The organism is Hymenobacter bucti, from assembly GCF_042681145.1.
In the GTDB taxonomy this organism is placed as follows: Bacteria; Bacteroidota; Bacteroidia; order Cytophagales; family Hymenobacteraceae; genus Hymenobacter; species Hymenobacter bucti.
The window spans coordinates 438526-461121 of the sequence record NZ_JBHUFD010000005.1 but is presented as its reverse complement, the minus strand read 5'-3'; the positions used below and the strand labels follow the sequence as shown (position 1 = coordinate 461121).

At 60.0% G+C, this 22596-nt stretch carries 24 protein-coding genes; 9 read left to right on the top strand and 15 right to left on the bottom strand.

Going from position 1 to position 22596, the window contains the following annotated elements:
• Positions 1–4: 4 nt before the first annotated feature.
• From ACFSDX_RS14035 to ACFSDX_RS14025, 3 genes are read right to left on the bottom strand one after another with little or no spacing between them, the layout of a single operon-like run.
• Positions 5–334 (bottom strand): DUF5615 family PIN-like protein, encoded by a 330-nt coding sequence (locus ACFSDX_RS14035; protein WP_382314553.1) that lies wholly within the window; start codon positions 332–334, stop codon positions 5–7.
• Positions 318–593, bottom strand: a complete 276-nt coding sequence (locus tag ACFSDX_RS14030) for a DUF433 domain-containing protein (RefSeq protein WP_382314551.1) — start codon at positions 591–593, stop codon at positions 318–320. The genes ACFSDX_RS14035 and ACFSDX_RS14030 overlap by 17 nt, the downstream gene beginning before the upstream one ends.
• 27 nt (positions 594–620) lie before the next feature.
• Positions 621–986: a hypothetical protein gene (locus ACFSDX_RS14025; RefSeq protein WP_382314549.1), complete on the bottom strand. Its 366-nt coding sequence runs from the start codon at positions 984–986 to the stop codon at positions 621–623.
• A gap of 145 nt (positions 987–1131) precedes the next feature.
• Here ACFSDX_RS14025 and ACFSDX_RS14020 point away from each other — a divergent pair, with 145 nt between their 5' ends.
• The 4 genes from ACFSDX_RS14020 to queG all read left to right on the top strand — a co-directional run bounded on the left by ACFSDX_RS14020 (position 1132) and on the right by queG (position 4256).
• Entirely contained in the window at positions 1132–1473 is a 342-nt protein-coding gene (locus tag ACFSDX_RS14020) for a hypothetical protein (RefSeq protein ID WP_382314548.1), read from the top strand.
• A gap of 193 nt (positions 1474–1666) precedes the next feature.
• Complete coding sequence (locus ACFSDX_RS14015; RefSeq protein ID WP_382314546.1) at positions 1667–2005, top strand: HIRAN domain-containing protein; 339 nt, start codon at positions 1667–1669, stop codon at positions 2003–2005.
• Between the two features lie 105 nt (positions 2006–2110).
• On the top strand, positions 2111–3163 hold the full coding sequence (gene ruvB, locus ACFSDX_RS14010) for a Holliday junction branch migration DNA helicase RuvB (protein WP_382314544.1): 1053 nt from the start codon (positions 2111–2113) through the stop codon (positions 3161–3163).
• Positions 3164–3299: 136 nt separating this feature from the next.
• Positions 3300–4256: a tRNA epoxyqueuosine(34) reductase QueG gene (queG, locus tag ACFSDX_RS14005; RefSeq protein WP_382314542.1), complete on the top strand. Its 957-nt coding sequence runs from the start codon at positions 3300–3302 to the stop codon at positions 4254–4256.
• Here the strand turns inward: queG and ACFSDX_RS14000 are convergent.
• From ACFSDX_RS14000 to ACFSDX_RS13980, 5 genes are all read right to left on the bottom strand, one after another.
• Positions 4245–4445, bottom strand: coding sequence for a hypothetical protein (locus tag ACFSDX_RS14000; protein WP_382314540.1), 201 nt, complete (start codon positions 4443–4445; stop codon positions 4245–4247). The two genes, queG and ACFSDX_RS14000, sit on opposite strands and share 12 nt — an antisense overlap.
• A 419-nt stretch (positions 4446–4864) precedes the next feature.
• Positions 4865–5830: a ferritin-like domain-containing protein gene (locus ACFSDX_RS13995; protein WP_382314538.1), complete on the bottom strand. Its 966-nt coding sequence runs from the start codon at positions 5828–5830 to the stop codon at positions 4865–4867.
• A gap of 44 nt (positions 5831–5874) precedes the next feature.
• Positions 5875–6651 (bottom strand): ferritin-like domain-containing protein, encoded by a 777-nt coding sequence (locus ACFSDX_RS13990; RefSeq protein ID WP_382314537.1) that lies wholly within the window; start codon positions 6649–6651, stop codon positions 5875–5877.
• A gap of 435 nt (positions 6652–7086) precedes the next feature.
• On the bottom strand, positions 7087–8076 hold the full coding sequence (locus ACFSDX_RS13985; RefSeq protein ID WP_382314535.1) for a ferritin-like domain-containing protein: 990 nt from the start codon (positions 8074–8076) through the stop codon (positions 7087–7089).
• A 42-nt stretch (positions 8077–8118) separates the two neighbouring features.
• Complete coding sequence (locus ACFSDX_RS13980; RefSeq protein WP_382314533.1) at positions 8119–8928, bottom strand: ferritin-like domain-containing protein; 810 nt, start codon at positions 8926–8928, stop codon at positions 8119–8121.
• Positions 8929–9388: 460 nt separating this feature from the next.
• Here ACFSDX_RS13980 and ACFSDX_RS13975 point away from each other — a divergent pair, with 460 nt between their 5' ends.
• The 4 genes from ACFSDX_RS13975 to ACFSDX_RS13960 all read left to right on the top strand — a co-directional run bounded on the left by ACFSDX_RS13975 (position 9389) and on the right by ACFSDX_RS13960 (position 13813).
• Positions 9389–10888 (top strand): BatD family protein, encoded by a 1500-nt coding sequence (locus tag ACFSDX_RS13975; protein ID WP_382314531.1) that lies wholly within the window; start codon positions 9389–9391, stop codon positions 10886–10888.
• Between the two features lie 122 nt (positions 10889–11010).
• A complete protein-coding gene (aroC, locus tag ACFSDX_RS13970) occupies positions 11011–12087 on the top strand; it encodes a chorismate synthase (RefSeq protein ID WP_382314530.1) in 1077 nt (358 codons plus the stop codon).
• A gap of 149 nt (positions 12088–12236) precedes the next feature.
• Positions 12237–12839: a NifU family protein gene (locus ACFSDX_RS13965; protein ID WP_382314529.1), complete on the top strand. Its 603-nt coding sequence runs from the start codon at positions 12237–12239 to the stop codon at positions 12837–12839.
• Positions 12840–12946: 107 nt separating this feature from the next.
• Complete coding sequence (locus tag ACFSDX_RS13960) at positions 12947–13813, top strand: CPBP family intramembrane glutamic endopeptidase (RefSeq protein ID WP_382314528.1); 867 nt, start codon at positions 12947–12949, stop codon at positions 13811–13813.
• 131 nt (positions 13814–13944) lie between these two features.
• On the opposite strand, the gene ACFSDX_RS13955 is transcribed toward ACFSDX_RS13960, so the two are convergent.
• From ACFSDX_RS13955 to ACFSDX_RS13925, 7 genes are all read right to left on the bottom strand, one after another.
• Positions 13945–14865, bottom strand: coding sequence for a DUF5777 family beta-barrel protein (locus ACFSDX_RS13955; protein WP_382314527.1), 921 nt, complete (start codon positions 14863–14865; stop codon positions 13945–13947).
• Between the two features lie 21 nt (positions 14866–14886).
• A complete protein-coding gene (locus ACFSDX_RS13950; protein WP_382314526.1) occupies positions 14887–15504 on the bottom strand; it encodes a YceI family protein in 618 nt (205 codons plus the stop codon).
• Between the two features lie 47 nt (positions 15505–15551).
• Positions 15552–15974 (bottom strand): hypothetical protein, encoded by a 423-nt coding sequence (locus tag ACFSDX_RS13945; RefSeq protein ID WP_382314525.1) that lies wholly within the window; start codon positions 15972–15974, stop codon positions 15552–15554.
• Positions 15975–16412: 438 nt separating this feature from the next.
• Positions 16413–19415 (bottom strand): protein translocase subunit SecDF, encoded by a 3003-nt coding sequence (secDF, locus tag ACFSDX_RS13940; protein ID WP_382314523.1) that lies wholly within the window; start codon positions 19413–19415, stop codon positions 16413–16415.
• A 144-nt stretch (positions 19416–19559) separates the two neighbouring features.
• Positions 19560–19943 (bottom strand): hypothetical protein, encoded by a 384-nt coding sequence (locus tag ACFSDX_RS13935; protein ID WP_382314521.1) that lies wholly within the window; start codon positions 19941–19943, stop codon positions 19560–19562.
• A gap of 60 nt (positions 19944–20003) precedes the next feature.
• Positions 20004–20471, bottom strand: coding sequence for a DUF4268 domain-containing protein (locus tag ACFSDX_RS13930; protein WP_382314519.1), 468 nt, complete (start codon positions 20469–20471; stop codon positions 20004–20006).
• A gap of 226 nt (positions 20472–20697) precedes the next feature.
• Positions 20698–21324 carry a uridine kinase family protein gene (locus ACFSDX_RS13925; protein ID WP_382314518.1) on the bottom strand — a complete coding sequence of 209 codons (627 nt, stop codon included), beginning with the start codon at positions 21322–21324 and terminating at the stop codon, positions 20698–20700.
• Positions 21325–21443: 119 nt separating this feature from the next.
• On the opposite strand from ACFSDX_RS13925, the gene ACFSDX_RS13920 reads away from it, so the two are divergent.
• On the top strand, positions 21444–22577 hold the full coding sequence (locus tag ACFSDX_RS13920) for a redoxin domain-containing protein (RefSeq protein WP_382314516.1): 1134 nt from the start codon (positions 21444–21446) through the stop codon (positions 22575–22577).
• The last annotated feature ends 19 nt before the right edge of the window (positions 22578–22596 follow it).

The following is a 22596-nucleotide window of genomic DNA, read 5'->3' as shown; positions in this document are numbered from 1 at the left end:
AAGCTCAGGCTTGCACCACGTGCACGCCGCCCGCTAGCCCCGGCCGGGCTAACAACTCCTTCACCTGCGGAATCAACGCATTGTAATCGTCGTACTGGTCGCCGACAGTATCAAATACCAGCACTGGTAATGGATAACTGCGCCAGTTCTGCTGCTGCTGCATCTGCTTGTCGCCGGTAAGTAGGGCCTGAATCCCGACGGTTTCCATCAGGCGCAGCAGTTCGCCATTTTTCTTGCCGTGCCAGCCCATATCCTGCACCGATACAGCATCGTGCTCGGGCCGGAGGCGGTAGCGGAGCTTGCTCGGTAGGTCTTCATCAAGCAGCAGTTTCATGGGGCTGCTCCGTATAGGAGAAATCAATTTGAGCCGGCTCGACTCGTAGGTGCGCTGGTAACAGGGCCGCTACTGCCGCATCGAGTACACGTTGGGCTTGCTCTTGCTCCACTGTTGGGTAATCTAGTAGAAACTCCGCCAGCGGATGCCCAGCGCGCAGGTAGCTAAACAAGCGGCTGATAGGCACCCGGGTGCCCGTAAAAACCGGCGTGCCGCCCGTAATTTCCGGGTCGATGGTGATGAGGTCGGTGCGTAGCATAAGGCTAATATACGGCCGGCGGCATCCCTAGGGTCGCTCCAGCAGGTACACCGTTTCGGTGGTGGCGCCCACGCCCACCGTGCTCTGCGTAACGTGCGCCACGCGCCAGCCCTGCGCCACTAGCGCATTGATTTTCAGTAGTTCTACCCGGTGCATCTCCACGGCGGCGGCAGTGCTGTTGCGCTCCGTACCAATTTTGATTTCGGGTAGCCGCTGCACTTGGCGCGTGCCATCGGGCTGGATGGTCGTGATTTCGGGGACCGATGAGGTAGTGCCCGGCCGGCCGCTGCCCACCACCATGAGGTAGCCGGTGGGCGCGGCGGCCTTGGGGTAGAAGGCCCACGAGCCAGCCGCAGTTAACCCAAGCACCACGAGAAGCAAAATCTTTTTCATGAAATAAAAATGAAGATGGAATGGGAAAGGTACTCACGCGTAGCAGAGTAGGGTGGATACCCCAGCTTTCTTTAAAAATCACCCGGTCAACACCTTGCGATTACCCGTCGTATAATTAAAAACACGCTCATTCCTGCTGTTCCTTATGTCTACTGAAAAAGAAGAATATCAGCCCCACGAGAATGCCGAAACCCGCCGCCAGGAGCGCCGCGAGCACGACAAAGAAGCTTACCTGGAGCAAGCCGATGACATGCGCCAGGGTGGCCCCGACCCTGACCTAGCCCACCGCTTGCGCACCCGATCGGGCGATGGCAACTTTGACCCCAACGTGCCAGCCGATGACCAGACCAGCGATGGCGTGGCGGCCCACATCGGCAGCAGCGGCCAGGGCGCCAGCAAGCGCGGCCACGACACCGAGCAAAACAGTAACAAAGCCCCCGACCGCCTCGACCAGCACAACGTGGATGGCGGCGATTTGAAAGACTAACTTCCTATTTCTGAGCCATTAGCCCTTGGCTGTTAGCCGTTAGCTCCCTCTTCGGTGGGAGGCTAGTGGCTAGCAGCCAAGGGCTAACGGCTTATAAAATGGGCTACTAGCGTAAAAAAGCCTTACTTTTAGCCCGTGCCTGGGCTGCCGGCCGTTTGCGAAAGGGTCGGCGCCGCTTATTCTTTCTCACGCTATGGCTGATTCTTCCCCCCTCGTTTTGCTGGAATGCCTTGTTGCGGGCACTTCCCACCGCCCCGAACTACCCGCGCAGGAAAAGAAGCTCAAAGTAGGCCAGGCGCTGCGCCTCGAGCGCGAGGCCGATAGCAAGTACGACGACTGGGCCGTGAAAGTGCACTCGGGTGCGGCCGGCGACAAGGCTAGCTATTGGCTCGGCTACCTGCCCGAAACCCGCAACGAGACGGTGGCGCGCCTGCTCGATGCCGGCTATCCGCTGGCCGCTCGCCTAGCGCACAAGGCCTGGGAAGACGACTGGCTGCACCTCGAAATCGAAGTGTTGCTACCGCGCGAATAAGATTGGTTTTGCGGCTACCTAGGGAGCTTTTTGCTAACTAATTTGGTTAGCCAATAGTCCGTTCCCAACGGCCAATTTACCACGAGCAACTAATCACTACCAACCATGCGCGAAGCCTATCTCACCGGCGGCAACGAAAGTTTCGACGCCACCGACAAGGACATCGACAAGGCCCTGCGCCCGCTCAGTTTCGATGACTTCACGGGCCAGGATAAAATCCTGGAAAACCTGAAGGTATTCGTAGCGGCGGCTAAGCAGCGCGGCGATGCCCTCGACCACGTGCTGCTGCACGGCCCCCCCGGCCTGGGCAAAACCACGCTCTCGCACATCATTGCCAACGAGCTGGGCGCGGGTATCAAGATGACCAGCGGCCCGGTGCTCGATAAGCCCAGCGACCTCGCCGGCCTGCTCACCAACCTCGAGCCGCACGACGTGCTTTTTATTGACGAGATTCACCGCCTCAACCCGGTAGTGGAAGAGTACTTGTACTCGGCGATGGAGGACTACCGCATCGACATCATGCTCGACTCGGGCCCCAATGCCCGCTCGGTGCAGATTTCGCTCTCGCCCTTCACGCTCATCGGGGCTACTACGCGCTCGGGCATGCTCACGGCGCCGCTGCGCGCCCGCTTCGGCATCGCGGCCCGCTTAGAGTATTATGACTCCAAGCTGCTGACCACTATCGTGCTGCGTTCGGCCGAGATTCTGCAAACGCCCATCCACGAAGACGCGGCGTTTGAGATTGCCCGCCGCTCGCGCGGCACGCCCCGCATTGCTAACAACCTGCTGCGCCGCACCCGCGACTTTGCCCAAATCAAAGGCAACGGTACCATCACGGTCGAAATCGCGCAGTTTGCCCTAAACGCGCTCGACGTAGACGCCCGCGGCCTCGACGACATGGACAAGCGCATTCTCACCACCATCATCGACAAGTTCAAAGGTGGCCCGGTGGGTATCAGCACCATCGCCACGGCTTGCGGTGAGGAAGGCGAAACCATCGAGGAAGTGTACGAGCCCTTTCTCATTCAGGAAGGCTACATCAAGCGCACGGCCCGCGGCCGCGAGGCCACCGAGGCGGCTTACCAGCACCTAGGACGCTTGCTGCCCAACCACTTGCGCGGTAATAACGGCGACTTGTTTGGCGAGATTACGTCGTAGGCTGTAGCGCGGACTTTTAGTCTGCGCGTTACCACACCCACACGCGGACTCACAGAGTCCACGGTACATCCAACGGAACGCGCCGCCCCCAGCGGCGCGTTCTTCGTTTCTTTGAGGTTCAATTGACTACTACCTAATGCTCCTGCACGCCGAATGGACGCCCTACATCAAGCGCCGCGCGGCGGAGCTAGGGTTTATGGCCTGCGGTATTTCCAAGGCCGAGTTTCTGGAAGAAGAGGCCCCTAGGCTCGAAAACTGGCTCAAGCGCGGCATGAATGGCAAGATGGCCTACATGGAAAACCACTTCGACAAGCGCCTCGACCCGCGCCTGCTCGTGGATGGGGCCAAGTCCGTCATTTCGCTGCTGCTCAACTACTACCCGCCCGCCGAAGACCAGCAGCCCGACGACACGCTGAAAATCAGTAAGTATGCCTACGGGCGCGATTACCACTTTGTCATCAAGGACAAGCTTAAAACCCTGCTGGCCGACATGCAGGCTAATATTGGAGAGGTAGGCGGGCGCTGCTTTGTGGACTCGGCGCCGGTGCTGGATAAGGCGTGGGCCAAAAAAGGCGGCCTAGGGTGGGTTGGTAAGAATTCCAACCTCATTACGCCGGGCGCGGGCTCGTTCTACTTCATTGCCGAGCTGATTGTGGATGTGGAGCTGGAGTACGATGGGGCCATCCGGGACTACTGCGGCACCTGTACCAAGTGCGTCGATGCGTGCCCCACGCAGGCTATTACCGAGCCATACGTGGTCGATGGCAGCAAATGCATCAGCTACTTCACCATTGAGCTCAAAGACCAGTTTATTCCGCAGGATGTGGCCGGGCAGTTCGGCAACTGGGTATTTGGCTGCGATATCTGCCAGGATGTATGTCCTTGGAACCGTTTTTCGAAGCCTACACAGGAGCCGCAATTTGCGCCGCACCCGGACCTGAAAAACCTGTCGGCCAGCGACTGGCAGGACATTACCCACGAAGTATTTCAGGCGCTGTTTCGGCAGTCGGCCCTCAAGCGCACGGGCTATGAGGGCCTGAAGCGAAATATCAAGTTTGTGACTGGCCAAAGCCAGCCAGACCTAGGAAACTAAGGGAGTGCCAGCGATAGTGTGCTGAGCAAAAATGCGATTCATGACCGCCCAGTAGAGGCGGGAAAACTGCTCGTAGCACCACGTGCGAAAGTCGGGTAGCTCGGCGGGTAACACGTGGCGGAGTGCTTTGCGCAGCTCTTTTTCAAACAGGATTTTGCTGAAGCTAACCTTGAGCAAGATTGTTTTCACGTAGTCTAACATAGCGGGTGGGAGAGAGGAATGAGAGAGAATATGGCGGATGCTAACTGCGGCTACTTTATACGCGCAAAAAGCAAGCTAGGCCGCTTTTTTTGCACATTTAGGCCGCTAACAATGGCTAATTGCTACTCAAATATATTCAAGAAATTTTTTGTTTGACCCACTTGCTCCATTAAGTAATTGCTTCAAATTGAATGGCTTTATCGCGTAGGGCGGGGAGTGGCAGTGAAGAAAATTAGTTAAAGCCTACTTCTTAAGGGATTTGTAATCTGCTAAAAAGGAGGTAAATAATTTTTCAGGCAACTCACCTCGTAAACTCGACCGTAGCGAAGCCAAAAAAGGCCGGCTTCTTAGAAGCCGGCCTTTGAGTAGCACTAGCTTTCGGGGCTAGCGCAGTTACATCTGGGAACCTAGTTGAAGTAGGTGCCGCTAACCGAGAAGTTGTTGGCGATGGCAGCTACCGTGCCCACATCCAAACCTTCGTCGAAGGCTTCCGAGTAAGCAGTAGCGGGGAAGCCAGCCGTGGCCGTGAGCGTGGTAGCCGACAATGTTACGCCACCTTGGCTAACGTTATCTTCGGCTGCATAAGTGATGGTGGCGAGGGCGTTTGTATTGTTGCCAGCACCATAGATAGCGGCCGTAGAGAAGCCCCGAATAGCATTCGCAGTGGGTATTACGCCGCCGCCATCAGTGCCCGAAATCCAGCTTTTGGGAGCGCCCGTGAGGCCGCTATATGGTGACACAGCGACACCCTGCGAAGGTGTGCTGCTGTTGATACCAGCCCGGCGCATAGCCCGCAACTGCGAAGCGTGGCGAGCTTCTACCGAGTGAATGTTGAGGGCTGCCGTGAGCACCGTTTTATTAGCCATTATCAAAGGAGCAGCGCCTTTGTAAGCACGCACGCCTGTATCTTCCAGCGACTGGGCTAGAGCAAGATAGGTAGTTGGGTCAGTAGGATTGAAGCGGCCGCCGCCAGTAAAGTCAAACACGCCGGTAGTAGCGGGCGCCGCGATGGCGGCCGAACCCAGTACCGCCCGCAGGAAGGTAACGTGGTTAGCTTCGTCAGTAGCAATCAGGTCCAAGGCCGACCTATTAGCTGCGCTCAGGCCGGTTACGGCCGTGCGAGCGTTGTAGAAGTACGACTCCAGGTACTCAAGCTTCAGGGCGAAGTTCAGGACGTCGTTTACACCAGCGCCAACGGGCGTTTGGGCGTATGCTTTGTTGAAGATGGCGCCGACAGCCAGCGGAATGGCCGCGGCGGTTAGCTTCTGGCCTAGGCCAGCCATATTTTTGAAGATAGAGCGACGCGAATCGAGGCGGTCATACACCTCGGGGTCAACCTTCTCTATCTCGGAGATAATTTGAAAGAAATTCATGATACTGGCAAATAAGAAGTTAGGAAAAGCCGAGATAGGCTAGATTAGCGAAGGCCCGAAACGTCAAGCTTGGAACCGTCGGCCAGGAAAGTATTCGCGATGGCTACTACTTCCGAGGGCGTCATCGAACGCTCCAGGCTCGAATTGGCCGGGGCGTAGTTGGTGTCGCCGGTAGCCTTGTTTGCCGAGGTGAGGGTGATAACGTCGTTACCTACGAAAGTGCCTTCCGAAACCAAGTCGCGGATGATGGCGGCGTGGCGGGCTTCAACCGATACAATTTTGCCAGCGATGTAGAGGTACAGCGGCGTGGTGATGTACTGGCCAGCGCCGTTGTAAGCAGCTACGCCTAGGTCCTCAAAAGCCTTGGCCGTGCCCAGTACCGAAGCCCGGCTGCTGAAAGTGCCAGCTGGGTAAACGGTGGTCAGCGGCTTGATAGGCGTAGCGTTGGCCCCGGTGATGGCGGCGCGCAGAAAGTCGCGGTGAATAACCTCGTGGTAGTATAGGTCGTCCAGGATAGATTTTTCGGCTGCCGTAATGGTCGAGCCGGTGTAGTATGAGCCGGTGCGCACCTGCGTGTAGAAGTCAGCTTCGAGCTGCTCCAGCGCATATGCGTAGTTCAGCACGCCCGCGTCTCCCGAGCCCACATTCACCATGCCGGGGCTGTTGTTGTTGTCGTCTTTGCATCCGGCTAACACCAGTGCCGTGGCACCAGCCGTGGCGCCAGCATACATGAAGAACGAGCGCCGCTTGATGGGCGAGTACAGCGGCTGGTCCAGGTTGGCCTCGGGAGCTTGAGGACCAGAAAGGATTTTATCAGACATGGGAAAAAGAAAAAGGTAAAGAAGAGGAAACTGAAAACGGGCGTTAGCTACTCTATGAATTACGTGTGAACCGTAGGCAGCGCTTTGTACGCTAAGTGACTAAAGGCAGATACACTTCAGGTAGAATAGCGCGGTAATTAATGATGTTGAGCTTAGTGGTCAGCGGCTTAGAGTAGAAAAAACTAATTCAAAAGCAGCGCGGCTGGCTAAGCTTGCGGGCCACCACAGTGCCGGGCTTGTGAGCGACCTACGTAGCCTGGAAGCCAGTCGGATTTTAGGGCATAGGATTATTCTGGCAGATTTGGGCTTTTGCTGCGCCGCTGGCCTTGGCAGGCAGTGGGCTGCGCACCCCACAAGGCATAAAAAAAGAGCCGCTTCCCGGGAAGGAAGCGGCTCTGCGCAACGAAATACTAGGTGCAAACCAGCGCCGGGCGCCTACCTAAACAGGCCGTTGGTGATGGCGGCCGGCGTGACAAACATGCGCGCGATGATCTTCACGGTAGCCGGGTCGAGGGGCTCGTCAAACGCTTCCGAAGCCTGCGCCGCGGTATACACCGTGGTGCCGATGCCGGTGAGCAGGTTTACCCCCGCCTGCGTGGTGTTGCTCTCGATGGGGTAGGCGGTGGGGTCAGCGCCGACGCCATACACGGCCGCGGCGGGCTTGCTGCCATTGGGCGCCGTGGGGCCGTTGTTGTCAATGCCCGAAATCCAGCTCTTGGGCGCCGCATCGAAGGGCGAAACTGCCACAGCCGTGGCCGAGCCTAGGGCGTTGGCCGCAATGGCGCGGCGCACCGTGCGAAAGTGCGAGTTGTGGCGCGCCTCTACCGAGTGGATGTTGAGCGCCGCTTCCAGAATGTCTTTCGTAGCTGCTGTGTTCAGCACGGGCGCGCCGCCTTTGTAGGCGCGCTGGCCGGTATCGGAAAAGGCCTGGGCGGCCCCGAAGAATATGGCCCCGTTGGCGTTGACGCCGCCGGGCACGAGGGCGGCGGCCATGGGGCCCGCCATGGAGCCGCTGCCCCCCGAGTAGTCGAACGCGGCCCGGGTAGGGTCAGCGATGGCCGAGGCACCTAGGGCGGCCCGGAGCGTGTTGATGTGCCCCGCCTCATCGTTGCGAATGACCTGGATGGCCGCCGTTTCGGCTGCCGGCACGAGGCCGCTGATACCTAGGGCCGTGTCGTAGAAGTAATATTCGAGGTACTCTAGGCCCAGGGCCAGGTTCAGCACGTCTACCACGGCCTGGGGCAGCGTGGTGGTTTGGCCGTAGGCGCGGTTGAAAAACGAGGCCAGGATGGCCGGGGCCGCCGCGGCGGTTAGTTTCTTGCCCGTGCTACCTAGGTACTGAAATACCCGGCGGCGCGGGTTAAGGCGGTCCATAAACTCCGGGTCGGCTTTGTCGAGTTCGGAGAGAAGTTGGAAGAAATCCATAATGCGATGCTAACTCTAGAGGATGAAAAACAACCGGGCCGACTAAGCAAAGCTGTTGGCCGACAGCTTGGAGCCGGCCGCCAGAAACGTATTGACCGCCTGCAGAATTTGGGGCGGGCGCTTCGAGCGCTCCTGGCCGGGGCCGGGGTTGCCGTTGCCCTGCGTGTTTTGGGTAGAGCTGGCGGTGCCTGTGCCGGGGGCGGCCCCTGCCGTTTGGGTAAAGAGATTAACTACCGTATTGTCCACGAAGCTGTTATACTTTACCAGGTCGCGGATGAGGGCCGCGTGGCGTGCCTCCACCGACACGATTTTGCCGGCCAGGCCCAGGAAGGTATTATTGGTGATAAAACGGCCCGCGCCGTTGTAGGCGGCCACGCCGGTGTCCTCAAACGTTTGGGCGGCGGCGAGCACGCTGCTACGGTCGGTGAAGGTGATGCTCGAAAAGTCGGGCGTCAGGTTTTGCAGCGGGGTAAACCCGTTGGCTGTGATGGCCGTCTTCAGGAAGTCGCGGTGGATGGCTTCGTGGCCCGCTAGGTCGTCAAAAATCTGCTTTTCCACGGCGTTGGCCGTGGTGTAGTAGCCACTGGGGGTCGAGCGGACTTGCGTGTAGAAAGCCGCTTCGAGCTGCTCTAGGGCATAGGCGTAGTTGAGAATACCCGCATCGCCCGACCCTACGTCGATAACGGAGGGGTCAGTATTTTCATCGTCTTTGCAGCCGGCCAGCACCAGCGCCGTAGCCCCGGCCGTGGCCCCGGCATACATAAAGAACGAGCGCCGCTTGATGGGCGAGTACAGCGGCCGGTCGAGGCCAGGTTCGGGTGGCTGCGGGCCAGGGGAAACGTTGTGGGACATGGGACAAGGAAAAAATGAGTGAGGGCTAGCCGGGCGCAACTCCCTGAGCAAAGCCCTAGGTAGTGTGCAGCGTAGTGGTGTTTCTACGGGGGCCTGGGAAGTGGGATGCCTCAGCAATACTTTGTTAAACAATGAGTTGGATATATAAAAAGAATGTTTTAGTTAGACCAAAAAACTCAGGGCGTGAAACCTAGGAATACCTACGGAAGAGGTAGGCAGCCTTGAAAGCCCGGCGGGCACCGGCCGGGCGCAGGTAAAAAATAAGTATTTCGCTAGGGCTAACTACGTAGATTTTCAGCGGCTTTGGCCATCCGTAAACCCCGCCCGGAAGCGGCCCCGTAGTAGTCTATTACCCAGGGGCCCGGCAGAAAAAACCGGCCGCAAAAGCGGCCATGGCTGGTACCGGCCGCCCAAACTGTCGAACTTTGCACTTCCCCATCGATTTTGGTGCTCGAAACTCTTGACTAGGTGCGCTCTTTTTGGCCCGCGGGGCCTAGGCTGGCTACTGAGCCTGCTGCTGCTGTGCGGCAGCGGGCGGCCCGCGCGGGCCCAGCAGCCTGCCCCGGTTCCCGAGGTAGAGCTGGTGCCGGGCCCCGCCGTGGTGCCTCTCACGGCTACCTACTCGCTGGGGGTGCGCGTGCGCGGGACGGCCCTCAGCAGCCACTCCGAGTTTCCGGAGCTCGAGGGGTTTCGCAAGGCGGGCCTCACCAAAACCACCGCTACCCGGCTGGTGGCGGGCCGCGGCAGCGTGGCCGAGCTCACGCTGACCCAGCGCTACGCGCCCTACGCTGAGGGCACGTACCAGATTCCGGCTTTTGACCTTACCGTTAATGGCCAGGTGCTGCATAGCCCCGGCGGCCGGGTGCGGGTGGCCGCCGCGCCCGCCACGGCGCCGCTCACCGATGCCACCGTGGGCACCGGGCAGGCCATTGGCTCGCTCGACCAGCTCCTAGGTAAGCCTAAGCCCAAGTATTTCTATGAGCCGCCCGACCACGCCTCCCTATCTCTGGAAGCCAACCAGACCAAGGTTTTCGTGGGCGAAGGCGTGCGGGTAGCGCTCTACCTGTACTTGCAGCCCGCCGACCAGGCGGTACTCAACTTCTACAACTTTGCCGAGCAGCTGCCCGAGCTGGTGCAGCAGCTGCGGCAGCCCACCGCCTGGGAGGTGCCCGCCGCCGAAGCCGCCATCGTGCCCGATACCGTGCGCCGGGGCGGCGCCGTGTACCTGCGCTTTCGGCTGGCCGAAAACACCTACTACCCGCTCACGGCGCAGGAGCTGCGCTTTCCGCCGCTGGCGCTCATCATGACCAAGTTTAAGCTGCTGAAAAAGCCGCAGCCGGGCGATGAGGAAAAGCTGGCCATCTACAAAACCTACACCGCGCCGGCCGTGCGGGTGGCGGTGCGCCCGCTGCCGGCCCGGCCCGGTGCCCCGGCCGGGGCCGTGCCCGTGGGCCACTACGCGCTGCACGAGGGCGTGAGCGGCCTGCGGTTTCGCACGGGCGAGGCTTTCGTGTACACCTTCGCCGTGGATGGCGCCGGCAACGCCTCGGCCCTGGTGCTGCCCACGCCCCGCTCGACCGACCAGCTGGAGGTGTACGGCCCCGACATCCGGGAGGAGAAGCTGCCCGACGGCACGCCGCGCAAGAATTTCCGGTACCGGCTGGTGCCCCACCAGCCCGGCGTGCTGCCCCTCGATAGCTTGTTTCATCTGGCGTTTTTCGACCCCATTACCGCCCGCTACGATACCTTGCGCCCCGAGTTGCGGCCCGAGGTGCGCGGCGTGGCCCGCCCCATCGCGGCCGCCAACCCCGCCGAAGACCCGTTTTATGGCCCTGCCCTGGCCCGCGCAGACAGCCGCCTCCAACCCCTGGACGTGTACCAGGATGTGCGCCGCTACGCCGGCTGGCTGGTAGGCGCGCTGCTGGTAGTGGCCGCCGTGGGCTGGTGGCGCAGCAGCTAGGTCAATGAGCAATTAACAATGAGCAATGAGCAGAGCGAATAGCTAGCCTGTTCATTGCTCATTGTCAACTGCTCATTGCCCCTAGCTGTTCATTGCTCATTGTTCATCGCTCATTACTTAAAATGAATTCTTTCGGAACGCTTTTTCGCATAACCACTTTCGGCGAGTCGCACGGGGTGGGCATTGGGGTAATCATTGATGGCTGCCCGGCGGGCGTGCCCCTCGACGTGGCCGAGATTCAGGCCGCGCTGGATAGGCGCCGGCCGGGGCAGTCGGACTTGACGACCCCGCGCAAGGAGGCCGATACCGTGCTGGTGCAGTCGGGCACGTTTGAGGGCTACACCACGGGCACGCCCATCAGCCTGTTTATTGCCAATGCCGACCAGCGCTCGGACGACTACTCGCACATTGCGCACGCCTACCGTCCCAGCCACGCCGACTACACCTACGACGTGAAATACGGCCGCCGCGACTACCGCGGCGGCGGCCGCAGCTCGGCCCGCGAAACGGCCGCCCGCGTGGCCGCCGGCGCCGTGGCCGCCCGGCTGCTCGCGCACTTTGGCGTCGAGGTCAAGGCCTACGTGTCGGCCGTGGGCGAGGTCGAGCTCATCGAAAGCTACGAGAACCTCGACCTCAGCCTCATCGACAGCAACGCCGTGCGCTGCCCCGAGCCCACCGCTGCCGCGCTTATGGAGGAGCGCATCCGGGCCGCGCAGGCCGCCCACGACACCGTGGGCGGCGTGATAACCGGCGTGGCCACCAGCCTGCCGCCCGGCCTGGGCGAGCCCGTGTTCGACAAGCTGCCGGCCGTCCTAGGTCATGCGTTGCTGAGCATTAATGCCGTGAAGGGCTTCGAGTTCGGCTCGGGCTTCGAGGGCACCAAGCTGCCCGGCTCGGAGCACAACGACGAGTTTTACACCGACGAGGCGGGCCGCGTGCGCACTCGCACCAACCACAGCGGCGGCAGCCAGGGCGGCATCAGCAACGGCCAGGACGTGTACTTCCGGGTCGCGTTCAAGCCGGTGGCTACGCTCTTGCAGCGCCAGAATACCATTAATGACCAGGGCGAAAGCATCGAGCTGGTGGGCCGTGGCCGCCACGATGCCTGCGTGCTGCCCCGCGCCGTGCCCATCGTGGAGGCCATGACCCAGCTCGTGCTGGCCGACTTGCTGCTGCGCGCGCGGGCCAATCAGCTGTAGGCAAGCAGGCCGCCTAGGTGGCCATTCCGATTGTGCGCAACCTATCGCGGCTAGTCCTTGTTACTGTTTAAATTGCTTGACCGCTAGGCGGGCGCAGCTGGTTTTACCAGCTCGCCGACGCCTTTTTCAGCCTTAAATACCTAGAAATCATGTCTGCTATTTCCATATACGCCGAGGCGTCGCCCAACCCCGAGAGCATGAAATTCGTGCTCAACTCCACCTTGCTGCCCGATGGCGTGAGCGTGGACTACCCCACGCTGGAGACGGCAGCCAACTCGCCCATCGCGCAGGAGTTGTTCGGCTTCGACTACGTGGGCCGGGTGTTCATCGCCCAAAACTTCGTGACCATCACCAAAACCCAGCCCGAGCTGGGCTGGACGAGCATCATCCCCGAGCTGCGCCAGTTCATTAAGAGCTACGTAGAGGCCGGCGGCACGCTGTTCACCGTGGACCCCGCCGCTGAGCAAAAGGCTGCCCAGGCCGCCAGCGCCGGCGACCCCACGCAGCAAGACGGCTTCACGAGCCAGAAAATCATCGACCTGCTCGACAATTACGTGCGCCCCGCTGTGGAGCAAGATGGTGGCAACATCACCTTCAAAAGCTTCCACGATGGCATCGTGACCGTGAACCTACAGGGTTCGTGCTCGGGTTGCCCCTCGGCCACCGTCACGCTGAAATCGGGCATCGAAAACCTGCTCAAGCGCATGGTACCCGAAGTAAAAGAGGTAGTTGCCGAAGGCATTCTGGTGTAATGCCAGCGTGCACCACGCGATAAGAAGGCCGGGCATTGCCCGGCCTTTTTTTGGTCTTTATTTACTGGCCAGTAAGCCCTCCCCCTCCTTTGGAAGAACCTATACTTTTGCCCGCCAAGCCCTTGGCGGCCTCCGTCGCTTACCCCACCCTGAAAGAAAGCTGGGGCGCCCTGGGCTGGCTGCTGCTCATTTCGCTGCTGCTCGGCTTAGTAGCACTGGCGCTGGTCGGCTGGCGAACTGGTACGTATGGCCTAGGCCGATTAGCGGGGTTAACCCTGGCGAGCGAGCTTAGCATTGTGGTGACTATCTGGTGGGTGCGGCGGCGGGCCGGGCCCCGGCGCTGGTCGGGTCTTGCCCTGTGGGGGCCGCAGGAGCGGTGGCAGCTATACGCCCTGCTGCCCGCCATAGTGCTGGCGCAGGCCACCCTGCTATCGGTGGTGGCGCTGCTGCACTTGCCAAGCCCCAACGATAAAATTTACCATGAAATCGCGCGATACCCCGCCCTGCTGCTGGGGTTTGGCTGCTTTGCCGCGCCGGTGCTGGAGGAGTTATTTTTTCGGGGTATTCTCCTGAAAGGCCTGCTGCGCAACTACCGGCCGGCGGTAGCCATTGGGCAGTCGGCGCTGCTCTTTGGTGTGATGCACATGAGCCCCGCGCAAAGCATCGCCACTGCCCTGATGGGTATCGTATTGGGCTGGCTATACTACCGCACGCGCTCGGTGGGGCTGTGCATCGGGCTGCACATGCTCAATAATTTGCTTGCCTTCAGTAGTATGCGCCATCCTAAGCTCGCCGGCTCGCAAGACATGCTCGATTTTTTCAGCCCAGGCTACTACGTGGGCTTGCTGGTGGTGGCCGCCGCGACGCTCGGTAGCGTTGCCTGGTGGATGCAGCGCACGCTGCCCCCCGTGCCCCTGCCTGGTCCTGAGGCGGGCGATGACATACCTAGGGAGCAAGTATTGCCGTCGTACTAGTGCTGTGTGGGTGCGCGCTTGCAATGACAACCGTTCTTGCACTGCTTTAATTTAACCCCAACAGCTTATAAGAAAAGGGCCGGTTACTCCTCTGAGTAACCGGCCCTTTGGCTTGGAGCGTGCCCGTAATACTACTTGCGGTGCCGCTGCTTCACCGTGAAGTTGCGGCTCACGATGAAGCCGTAGTACAGGTTGCCGCTGAAGAACGTCTTGTCGGTTTCGGCAATAAACTGCTTCTCTATCATGCCCGGCGAGTTGCTGACGTGGAGCTGAAAAATGTGGCCGCCGGTCTCGATATCTACCCCCAACCCGGCCGAGTTGGACTGGTGGTCGGCCGTGAACCGGCTCAGCAGGTAGTGGTATTCGGCATTGACCGAAAACCGCTTGGTGAATTTGTAGCGGCCCCCGGCCCCTAGGGCATACACGTCGTTGTTCTCGCCGGCACGCTGCACCAGGTTGCGATGAATCAACGTGGGCATGAGTTGCAGCGATAGCTCGGGGCTGAACTTGCGGGCTATCAGCGCCTGGTAGGTGTAGGCCGTGCGCAAACCCAGCGTGCGGTCAAAACTATCAAAATAAGACTGCGTAACCACGGCGGCTGAGGTAAACAACGTGACCGACACCGGCATGGCGTGCAGCCCGGTGCTCTGGCGTAGGGCCCGGTACTTCAGAAAGCCATCCACCGTTTTATCCAGCGACGAGCGCCCTAGGCCCACCTCCAGGCGGTCGGTCAGGCCGTACTCGAGCGCGATGCGCACGGAGGCGTTATCGAACCCGAAGAGCGAAGAAAAGCCTTCGTTGATGGTGCCGAAGTTGTGCGAGAATAGAAAAACCAGCGTGCCCTCGCCGGGCGTTTCCACGGTGTGGCCGTTGATGAGGCGCGTGCTCTTGAAGGTGGCATCGACCAGCTCGGTGGCCGGCGCGTCCTTCTTGGTTTCGGTTTCCAGCTGACCTAGGAGGTCGGCCTGGGCGTGGGCGGCGGGCGCGGTCAACCCCGCCAATAGTAGACCTAGGGCCGCGGTCCGGCTGATAAACGTAGCTAATTGATTCATAGATAATAAAAAATAAAGTGCCTAGGGTTGAGCGACGGCGGCGGGAGCCACGGCGTCGCAAGTCAGGTTCACGCGCACGCTCACCGACTTGGCGATGTGCTCGCGCACGAGCAGCGGAATGTCGATGGCGTAGTCGGCCGGCGCGATATTGAAGTAGGCGAACACCACCAGCTGGCCATCGCGCTGCTGCAGCGTGCCCGACACGGCTACCTTGCGTGACACGCCGTGCATGGTCATTTGGCCTTCTACTTCCACGTTTTGCACAGCCGTGGGCAGCAGCTTGGCTACCTGCGCGGCGTTCACTATCTGGCCCGTGAAGGTGGCTTTAGGGTACTTCTCCGATTCCATGTAGTTCTCGTTGAAGTGCTCCTGCATAAGGGTGCGCTTGAACTGAAACTCCCGCACGGGCACCGCAAAAGCCAGTTGGCCAGTAGTGAGGTCGACTACGGCGGCCACTTTGTTGTTACGCGCCTCAATGTCTTCCATAATGGAAGCCGAGAAAAACGAGATTACGCCCGTTTTGGTCAGGTACCTAGTCTGGCCGCGCGCCGCCAGCGGCCCGGCCAGGCCCCCCAGCCACAGCAAAAGCCCGAGCAGCCACAGCTGCCGCCGGCCGGCGCTTCGTAGAAAACCAGTCATGGAGCAGAAAAGAGGGGAGAAAAGCGAGTGGCTGGGTGCTGAGCCACTTAGTTGCTAAGCGCGCCTGCATCTACCCAGGCTTTGATGGTGGCAATCTCACAGGCCGATAGCTTGCCGCCATCGTAGGGCATCGGAATGAAGCCCTCATCATGGCGAATGTTGCCGACCAGGTAGCTGACGTTGTTGCGCCCGTTGGCCGGCGTGGCGTAGTACTTCAAGCTCCCAAAATCCTCCATGTTCAGCGTGCTGGAGGTCAGTACTTTGTACTTGTCGGCGCTGTGGCAGCGGTAGCACTGCTGCTTGAGAATGGGCAGCACGTCGACCTGGTAGCTTACCGTGGTGGGCAAGTTGCAGGGGGTAGGGTTATCGGCACTGTTGGTGTAGGAGCAAGCCGAGAAGCAACTGCTGAGCGCCACAGCCGCTAAAACGGCCCCGCTCCGGCGGAGCCAGGAAATAGTAAGTAATTTCACAAAAGCAAGAAGTTAGATAACAGAGATAATTTATAGAGAAAAGAAATTCGTCTAATAAGACAATTTTAGAGAATTTATAAAGACCTTTAAAACACAAAAATAGCGAATAAAAGTGTATTTTTTCTTAAATTTACTATTGATTCATCATATTTATATTAGAACGTGCTACGACGCGTAAAATAGTATTTTAGGTAACAAATGTTCAGCTTGTTTGTAAGAAGTCGCCAAGCTACGTAGCGCATCAGAATCAGGATTAGTCCAACCTAAAATTTCTGCTTTTTGCTGATGCGCCTAGCTCACTGAGCGAGGTCATCAGCAAAGCTGGCTGGCAGTAAGCCATAGCCCGTAGCCCTACCTAGGGCAGGCTTGGCCGAGTCGGCCGGCCACAAAAAAAGCCCGGCCAAGTGGCCGGGCTTTCTAAAAATACCTTCTGGACTATTACACCGTAGTCGGGCGCAGGCGGGGCGCATCGCCGGGGGCAGCCGTGATGTTTTCACCGGCGGCGAGGCGCTCACGCTCCTCTTTCTTGCCGTAGGTGTCCAGGATGATGGGCGTGGCAATGAACAGCGACGAGTACGTGCCGAAGATGATACCAATCATCATGGCAAACGAGAACGAGCGCAACGTTTCGCCACCGAAGATGTAGAGCACCAGCACCACCAAGAATACCGTGGTGAACGTAATCATGGTGCGCGAGAAGGTCGAGTTCAGGGCCGGGTTCACCACCTGAGCGAAGGTCAGCTTGGGGTCGTTGCGCAGGTACTCGCGGATACGGTCGTAGATAACGACCGTGTCGTTCATCGAGAAGCCAATGATACTGAGCACGGCGGCCACGAAAATCTGGTCCATCTCGTAGTTCAGGCCGAAGGCGCGGGCGATGGGGTAGGCAGCAATAACCAGCAGCGCATCGTGGAAAAGCGCGATAACGGCGGCCATCGAATACTGCCACTTTTCAAAGCGGAACAGCACGTAGACGAAGATGCCGAGCAGCGTGAGCGCCAGGCTCAGCACCGACGTACGCTTAATATCGTCGGCGATAGTGGCGCCCACTTTGGAAGCCGACGGTACCTTGGGGTTGGCCGAGGCAAATTTCTGCAAGCCGGCATCGAGCGCCTGGCGTACCTGCTTGTCAGCCGTTGCGCTCTCATCTTCGGCCAGGTAGCCGGTGGTGATGCGCAGGCGGTTGGGGTTACCATATTGCTTTACTTCCAGGCCAGCACCTTTAAAAGCCGGGCGCAGCTGGTCGGCCACTTCCGAAGAAACCATCGGCTTGTTGAAATCGACTACGTAGGCGCGGCCGCCTTTGAAGTCCACTCCTAGGTTGGGGCCGCCTTGCAGGTACATCAGCACGAAGCCCACCACGATAATAGCCGTTGAAGCGGCGTAGGCGATTTTGCGCTTACCCACGATGTCAAAGTTGACATTCTGGAACAGGTTGCGCGAGAGGAAGGTCGAGAAGCTGATGCTGCTCGTGGTCTTGCCCTTGATGAGGGCCTCAATGATGAGGCGCGACACGTACACCGCCGACAGGAACGAGGTGAGCACGCCGATACCTAGGGTCACGGCGAAGCTTTGCACGGGGCCCGTGCCGAAGAAGCCCAGGATGATGGCAATGAGCATCGTGGTCACGTTCGAGTCGAAGATGGCCGAAAATGCCCGGTTGTAGCCCGCGTTCACGGCATCGTGCAGCGACAAGCCGTGGTCCAGTTCTTCCCGAATCCGCTCGAAAATCAACACGTTCGCATCCACCGACGAGGCGATTACCAGAATCAGGCCGGCGATGCCGGGCAGCGTGAGGGCGGTGCCAAACTGCGCCAGCACACCCAGAATCAGGAACATGTTGAAGAGCAGCGCGGCATCGGCCACAAGGCCGGCGCGGCCGTAGTACACGGTCATGAAGACCATGATAATCAGCAAGCCAGCCAGCGACGAGTACAGGCCCTGGTTGATGGCTTCCTGGCCGAGCGATGGGCCAACTACGGCTTCTTCTACGATGCGCGTGGGGGCGGGCAGCTTGCCGGCCTTCAGCGTCTGGGCTAGGTCCTGGGCTTCTTCGATGGTGAAGCTACCCGAAATCTGGGTGTTGCCGCCCGAGATTTCGCTCTGCACCACGGGGTCGGAGTACACCACGTCGTCGAGCACCACGGCCACCTGCTTGCCGATGTTGGCGGCCGTCATGCGCTGCCACTTCTTGGAGCCGCTGGGGTTCATGCTCATGCTCACTTCGGGGCGGCCGGTCTGGTCGTAGTCCATGCGGGCATCGCTCACTACCTCACCGGTGAGGGGCGCGGGGGTGGCGCCGGTGCGGTCTTTCTTCACGGCCACCAGCTGAATGATGGACTGGTTACCTAGGTCCTTAGGCTTGGCGTCGTAGAGCAGCGCCAGGTTGGGGGGCAGGGTAGCGCGGGCCTCGTCCGAGCGCAGCAGCTGGTTGAGGCGGGCCGTATCGCGCAGGTTCACGCCGAGCGCGCCACCGGGCAGCTGGGTCAGTAGGCGGGTGAGGGCACCACCCTGCGGAGCCTTGGCCGAGTCGGTTTTGGAGCCCACGGCGGGCTTCTTGGCTAGCTGAGCGGCCAGCGAAGAAGAGTCGCCCGCGGCGGCAGTGGCCGCGGTAGCCGGCGTAGTGGTAGCAGTAGTTGCAGCTGCTTTCTCCTTATCAGTAAGGATTTTATCGAGCTGGCCTACGTACGGAAAGAATTCCTGCGGGCTCCATACTTCGTAGAACTCCAGCTTGGCCTGGCCTTGCAGCAGCTTGCGCACGCGGTCGGGGTTGTCCACGCCGGGCAGCTCTACCTGAATGCGGCCGGTGCCCTTCACGCGCTGGATGTTGGGCTGGTTCACGCCGAACTTATCGACGCGCTTGCGCAGAATGTCGAACGAGCGGTCGATGGCTTCTTCCTCTTCCTTGTTGATGGCGGCCAGTACCTTGGCATCGGAAGTCGAGCGGTCGATTTTGCGGTCCTTGTTTACCGAGTTGGCAAATAGCGGCGCCAACTGCTTGCCGGGCGCTACTTCTTGGTAAGCCTGGTAAAACAGGCTGGTGAAGGGCGTGCCCGAGTTAGTTTTCTGGCGCTCCTGCGCCAGGGCCAGGGCTTTGTTGAAGCCAGGCTCCTTCGAGTTGGCCGCCATGGCGCGCACAATCTCTACGGGCGAAACCTCCAGGGTCACGTGCATGCCGCCTTTCAAGTCGAGGCCCAGGCCCAGCTCGTTTTGGCGCACGTCGCGGTAGGTGTAATCGGCGCCCAGAAAGCTGAATACCGGGGCGCGCCACACCGAGTCGAGGTAGTGCTGGCGCTTGATTTCGTTGAGCTGGCCGCCTTGCGTGGCGTAGGCCACCGCTTTCTGCTGCACCCCGCGCGAGACGTAGGTGAAAAACAGGAAGTACGCGCAGAGCACCGAAACTACAACGGTGAGCGCGATAATTATTCCTTTATTACGCATTGCGTAGAAGTATGAGTTATGAAGTAAAAATTATGAGTTGACTGGAGGCGAGCGAGTTATAAGCCAGGAGTAGGAGCTGGGCTATGAGTAAAGTACACCTAGCCGCCAACTCAAAACTTCTACTTTATAACTCATAACTCTCTTCTAGGGTGCCTGCGGTGACAACGCCGCGCTCAGTAGCCGCTGGCGGCATAGCAAAGCCACGAAAGCCCCCGCCTCCGCAAGTGGCGCGGCGGCTACCGCCCGGCGTACCAGGCGCGGCAGCCAAGTTGTGGGTAGCGTGCCCGGCAGCCACCCTAGGGCCAGGGCGGGCGCCATGTAAGCGCCCAGCGGCGAGGCCGCTTCAAGCACCACTTTCTGCCGGATAACCGTAGCGCGGGGCGCGGCACTCAGCCGCGACTGCGCGGGGGTGTTCACGGGGCGCAACAGGCTCACCGTCCGGCCATTCAGGCCCAGCAGCAGCAGTAGCGGCAGTGCCACCAGGGCTACTCGCAGAATGTGCTTGAAGGGATAAATTGAATTGTACATAGCCAGGACGGGGCTACAAATATACTTATTTCAAGTGGCACTTGCCAAGCAGCGGGGCGCCTAGCTATCGCGCAGCCCTTCAAACGCGTACTGCGCGCCGCTCCAAAACTCATCGAGTGCCACCAGGCGCGGCTTAAAAAACGAAATCAGCGCGGGCCAGTCGTCCCGATTGAAGAGGTTAATGGGCTGCATCTCGGTGTAGATGCGGCTCAGGGGCAGGTCGTTGGCGTCGGTGGCGTGCAGCTCCCAGCGCCAGGGCTCGCCGAGGGTCTCGTGCAGCAGGGTTTTCAATTCCTGAAATTGCTCGAAGAAGAGCTCGCGCACGCCGGCATCGGAGTGCGTAAGCTCGATGCCGATGCTGGCGCGGCGGTTGTCGGCCTGCATCCGAAAATACACGTGCTTGAGGCCGGTTTTGTAGTTAATCCAGTTGGTGGGCCAGCCATCGGCCGAGGGCACCGGGGCCATGTACTGCCCAAAGGTGGTCCAGAAGGCCTGGCGGAGCTGGGCGGTTTCAGCTTTGCTGTACATATAATAGTAGCGCGAACTTTGTAATGCGCGTTTTTACTGATTCGAACGGCGTAAAAACGCGCACTGCAAAGTTCGCGCTACGGCGCGCTACAGCCCATTACGCCGCCCGCCGCAGGGGGCGCAAGTCGAAGCGGAAGCCCGGCAGCACCGGCTTGCCGCTCAGCTCCTGGTATAGTCATCAACTGCTAAAGTTACCGGTTAGGGTACGGCTGCCCGCCGCCGCTGCCTAGGCCTGCTCGGCCACCTTATGCTTCAAAAAGCCCGTGAGTACGGCCAGCCCATTCTCGAAATGCCGGTTGTTAGGAATGATGATATCGGCATCATCCTTAAAGGGTTGGATGTACTTCTCGTAGGTCGGGGCCACGTGGTGGGTGTAGCGGTACAGCACGTCGTCGAGGCCGTAGCCGCGCTCGTCGCGGTCGCGCACGATGCGGCGGTGCAGCTTCACGTGTTCCTGGGCATCGATGTACACCTTGAGGTCGAGCAGCTTCGCGATTTCCTCGAAATAGAACACAAAAATGCCTTCGACTACCACAATGGGCGCGGGCCGGAACACCAGCTCCGCGGGCACCACGTTGGAGTTGTTGAAGGTGTATTCCTGGCGGCGTACCTCCTGGCCGTTGCGCAGCTGGCGCACGTCGGCGGCGTAGGCGGCCGAGTCGATGCTGCCAGGCAGGTCGAAATTTTCGATGCCCTGGGCATCGCGCAGCTGCTGCTCGCGCGGGTGGTAGTAGTTGTCTTGCGAAATCAGGCAGATGTCGCGCTCGGGAAACGCGGCCAGCAGGCGCCGTAGAAACGTAGTTTTGCCGGAGGCGCTGCCGCCCGTGATGCCGACGAGGAAGGGATGTTGCATAACGGGAGCCAAAGGTACGGGCGCCGAGTAATGCCGAGTTCATATAGCGCAACCAGTTGGCCCCAAGCGGTAGCTAAGCTGCTAATCTCTATACTTGCATAGTAAGTAATCCCCTCTCCATGAAAAACCTACTCTTTACGGCTTTAGCAGTGCTGCCGCTGCTGGCGCAGGCGCAGGCCCCGGCCGGAAAATTTGTGCTGCAAGGAAAAGTGGCCAGCCCCACGGTGACCAAGGCGTATTTGCGCTACACCCTTGATGAGCGCCGGGTGGTCGACTCGGCCGTGGTGAAGCGCGGTGCCTTTCAGTTTCAGGGCTCGCTGGCCACGCCAGTGGCCGCCTACCTCACGCTGAGCCACGGCGGGGCGCCGCTGGACAAGTCGCGCGACATGGCGCCCCTGTACCTGGAGCCGGGCACGCTCAAGCTCACGACACCCGACTCGGCCAGCAAAGCCACCATTAAAGGGTCGGCCCTCAATACCTCGGCTGCGCAGCTGCAAGCGCAGCTCAAGCCGCTGGATAAAGAATACAAGGCCTTGATGCGCGAGTACATGGCCGGCCGCAATGCCAAGCTCGACGTGGCCGCGATGGACAAGATAGAAGCCCGCGCCGATGCCAATGAGGAGGCGCAGCGCGAAATCAAATACGCCTACCTAGGCGCCCACCCCGACGACCCGTACAGCTTGTTCCTGCTGCCGCAGGCCGTGGGTTACGTGCCCGATGCGAAGAACTACGCCGCACGCTTTGCCACGCTCTCGCCCCGGCTGCGGGCTACGCCGCAGGGCCAGCGCATTGCCGATAAAATCAAGCAGTTGGAGCGCGTGGCGGTCGGGGCCACGGCGCCCAATTTCACGCAGAACACGCCCGACGGCAAGCCGCTCACGCTGTCGTCGCTGCGCGGGCAGTATGTGCTCATTGATTTTTGGGCGAGCTGGTGCGGCCCCTGCCGCCAGGAAAACCCCAACGTGGTAAAGGCTTACACGGCCTACAAGGACAAGGGCTTTACCGTGCTCGGCGTGTCGCTCGACCGCGAAACCGGCCGCGAAGCCTGGCTCAAAGCCATCGAGAAAGACGGCTTGGCTTGGCACCAGGTATCGGACCTGAAGTTCTGGCAAAACGACGTGGCCAAGGAGTACGGCGTGCAGTCCATCCCGCAGAATTTCCTGCTCGACCCGAGCGGTAAAATCGTGGCCGTGAACCTGCGCGGCGAGAAGCTGCAAACCACCCTCAGCCAGCTGCTCAACCAGTCGAAGTAGCCCCTAGGTAGTGCAAAAC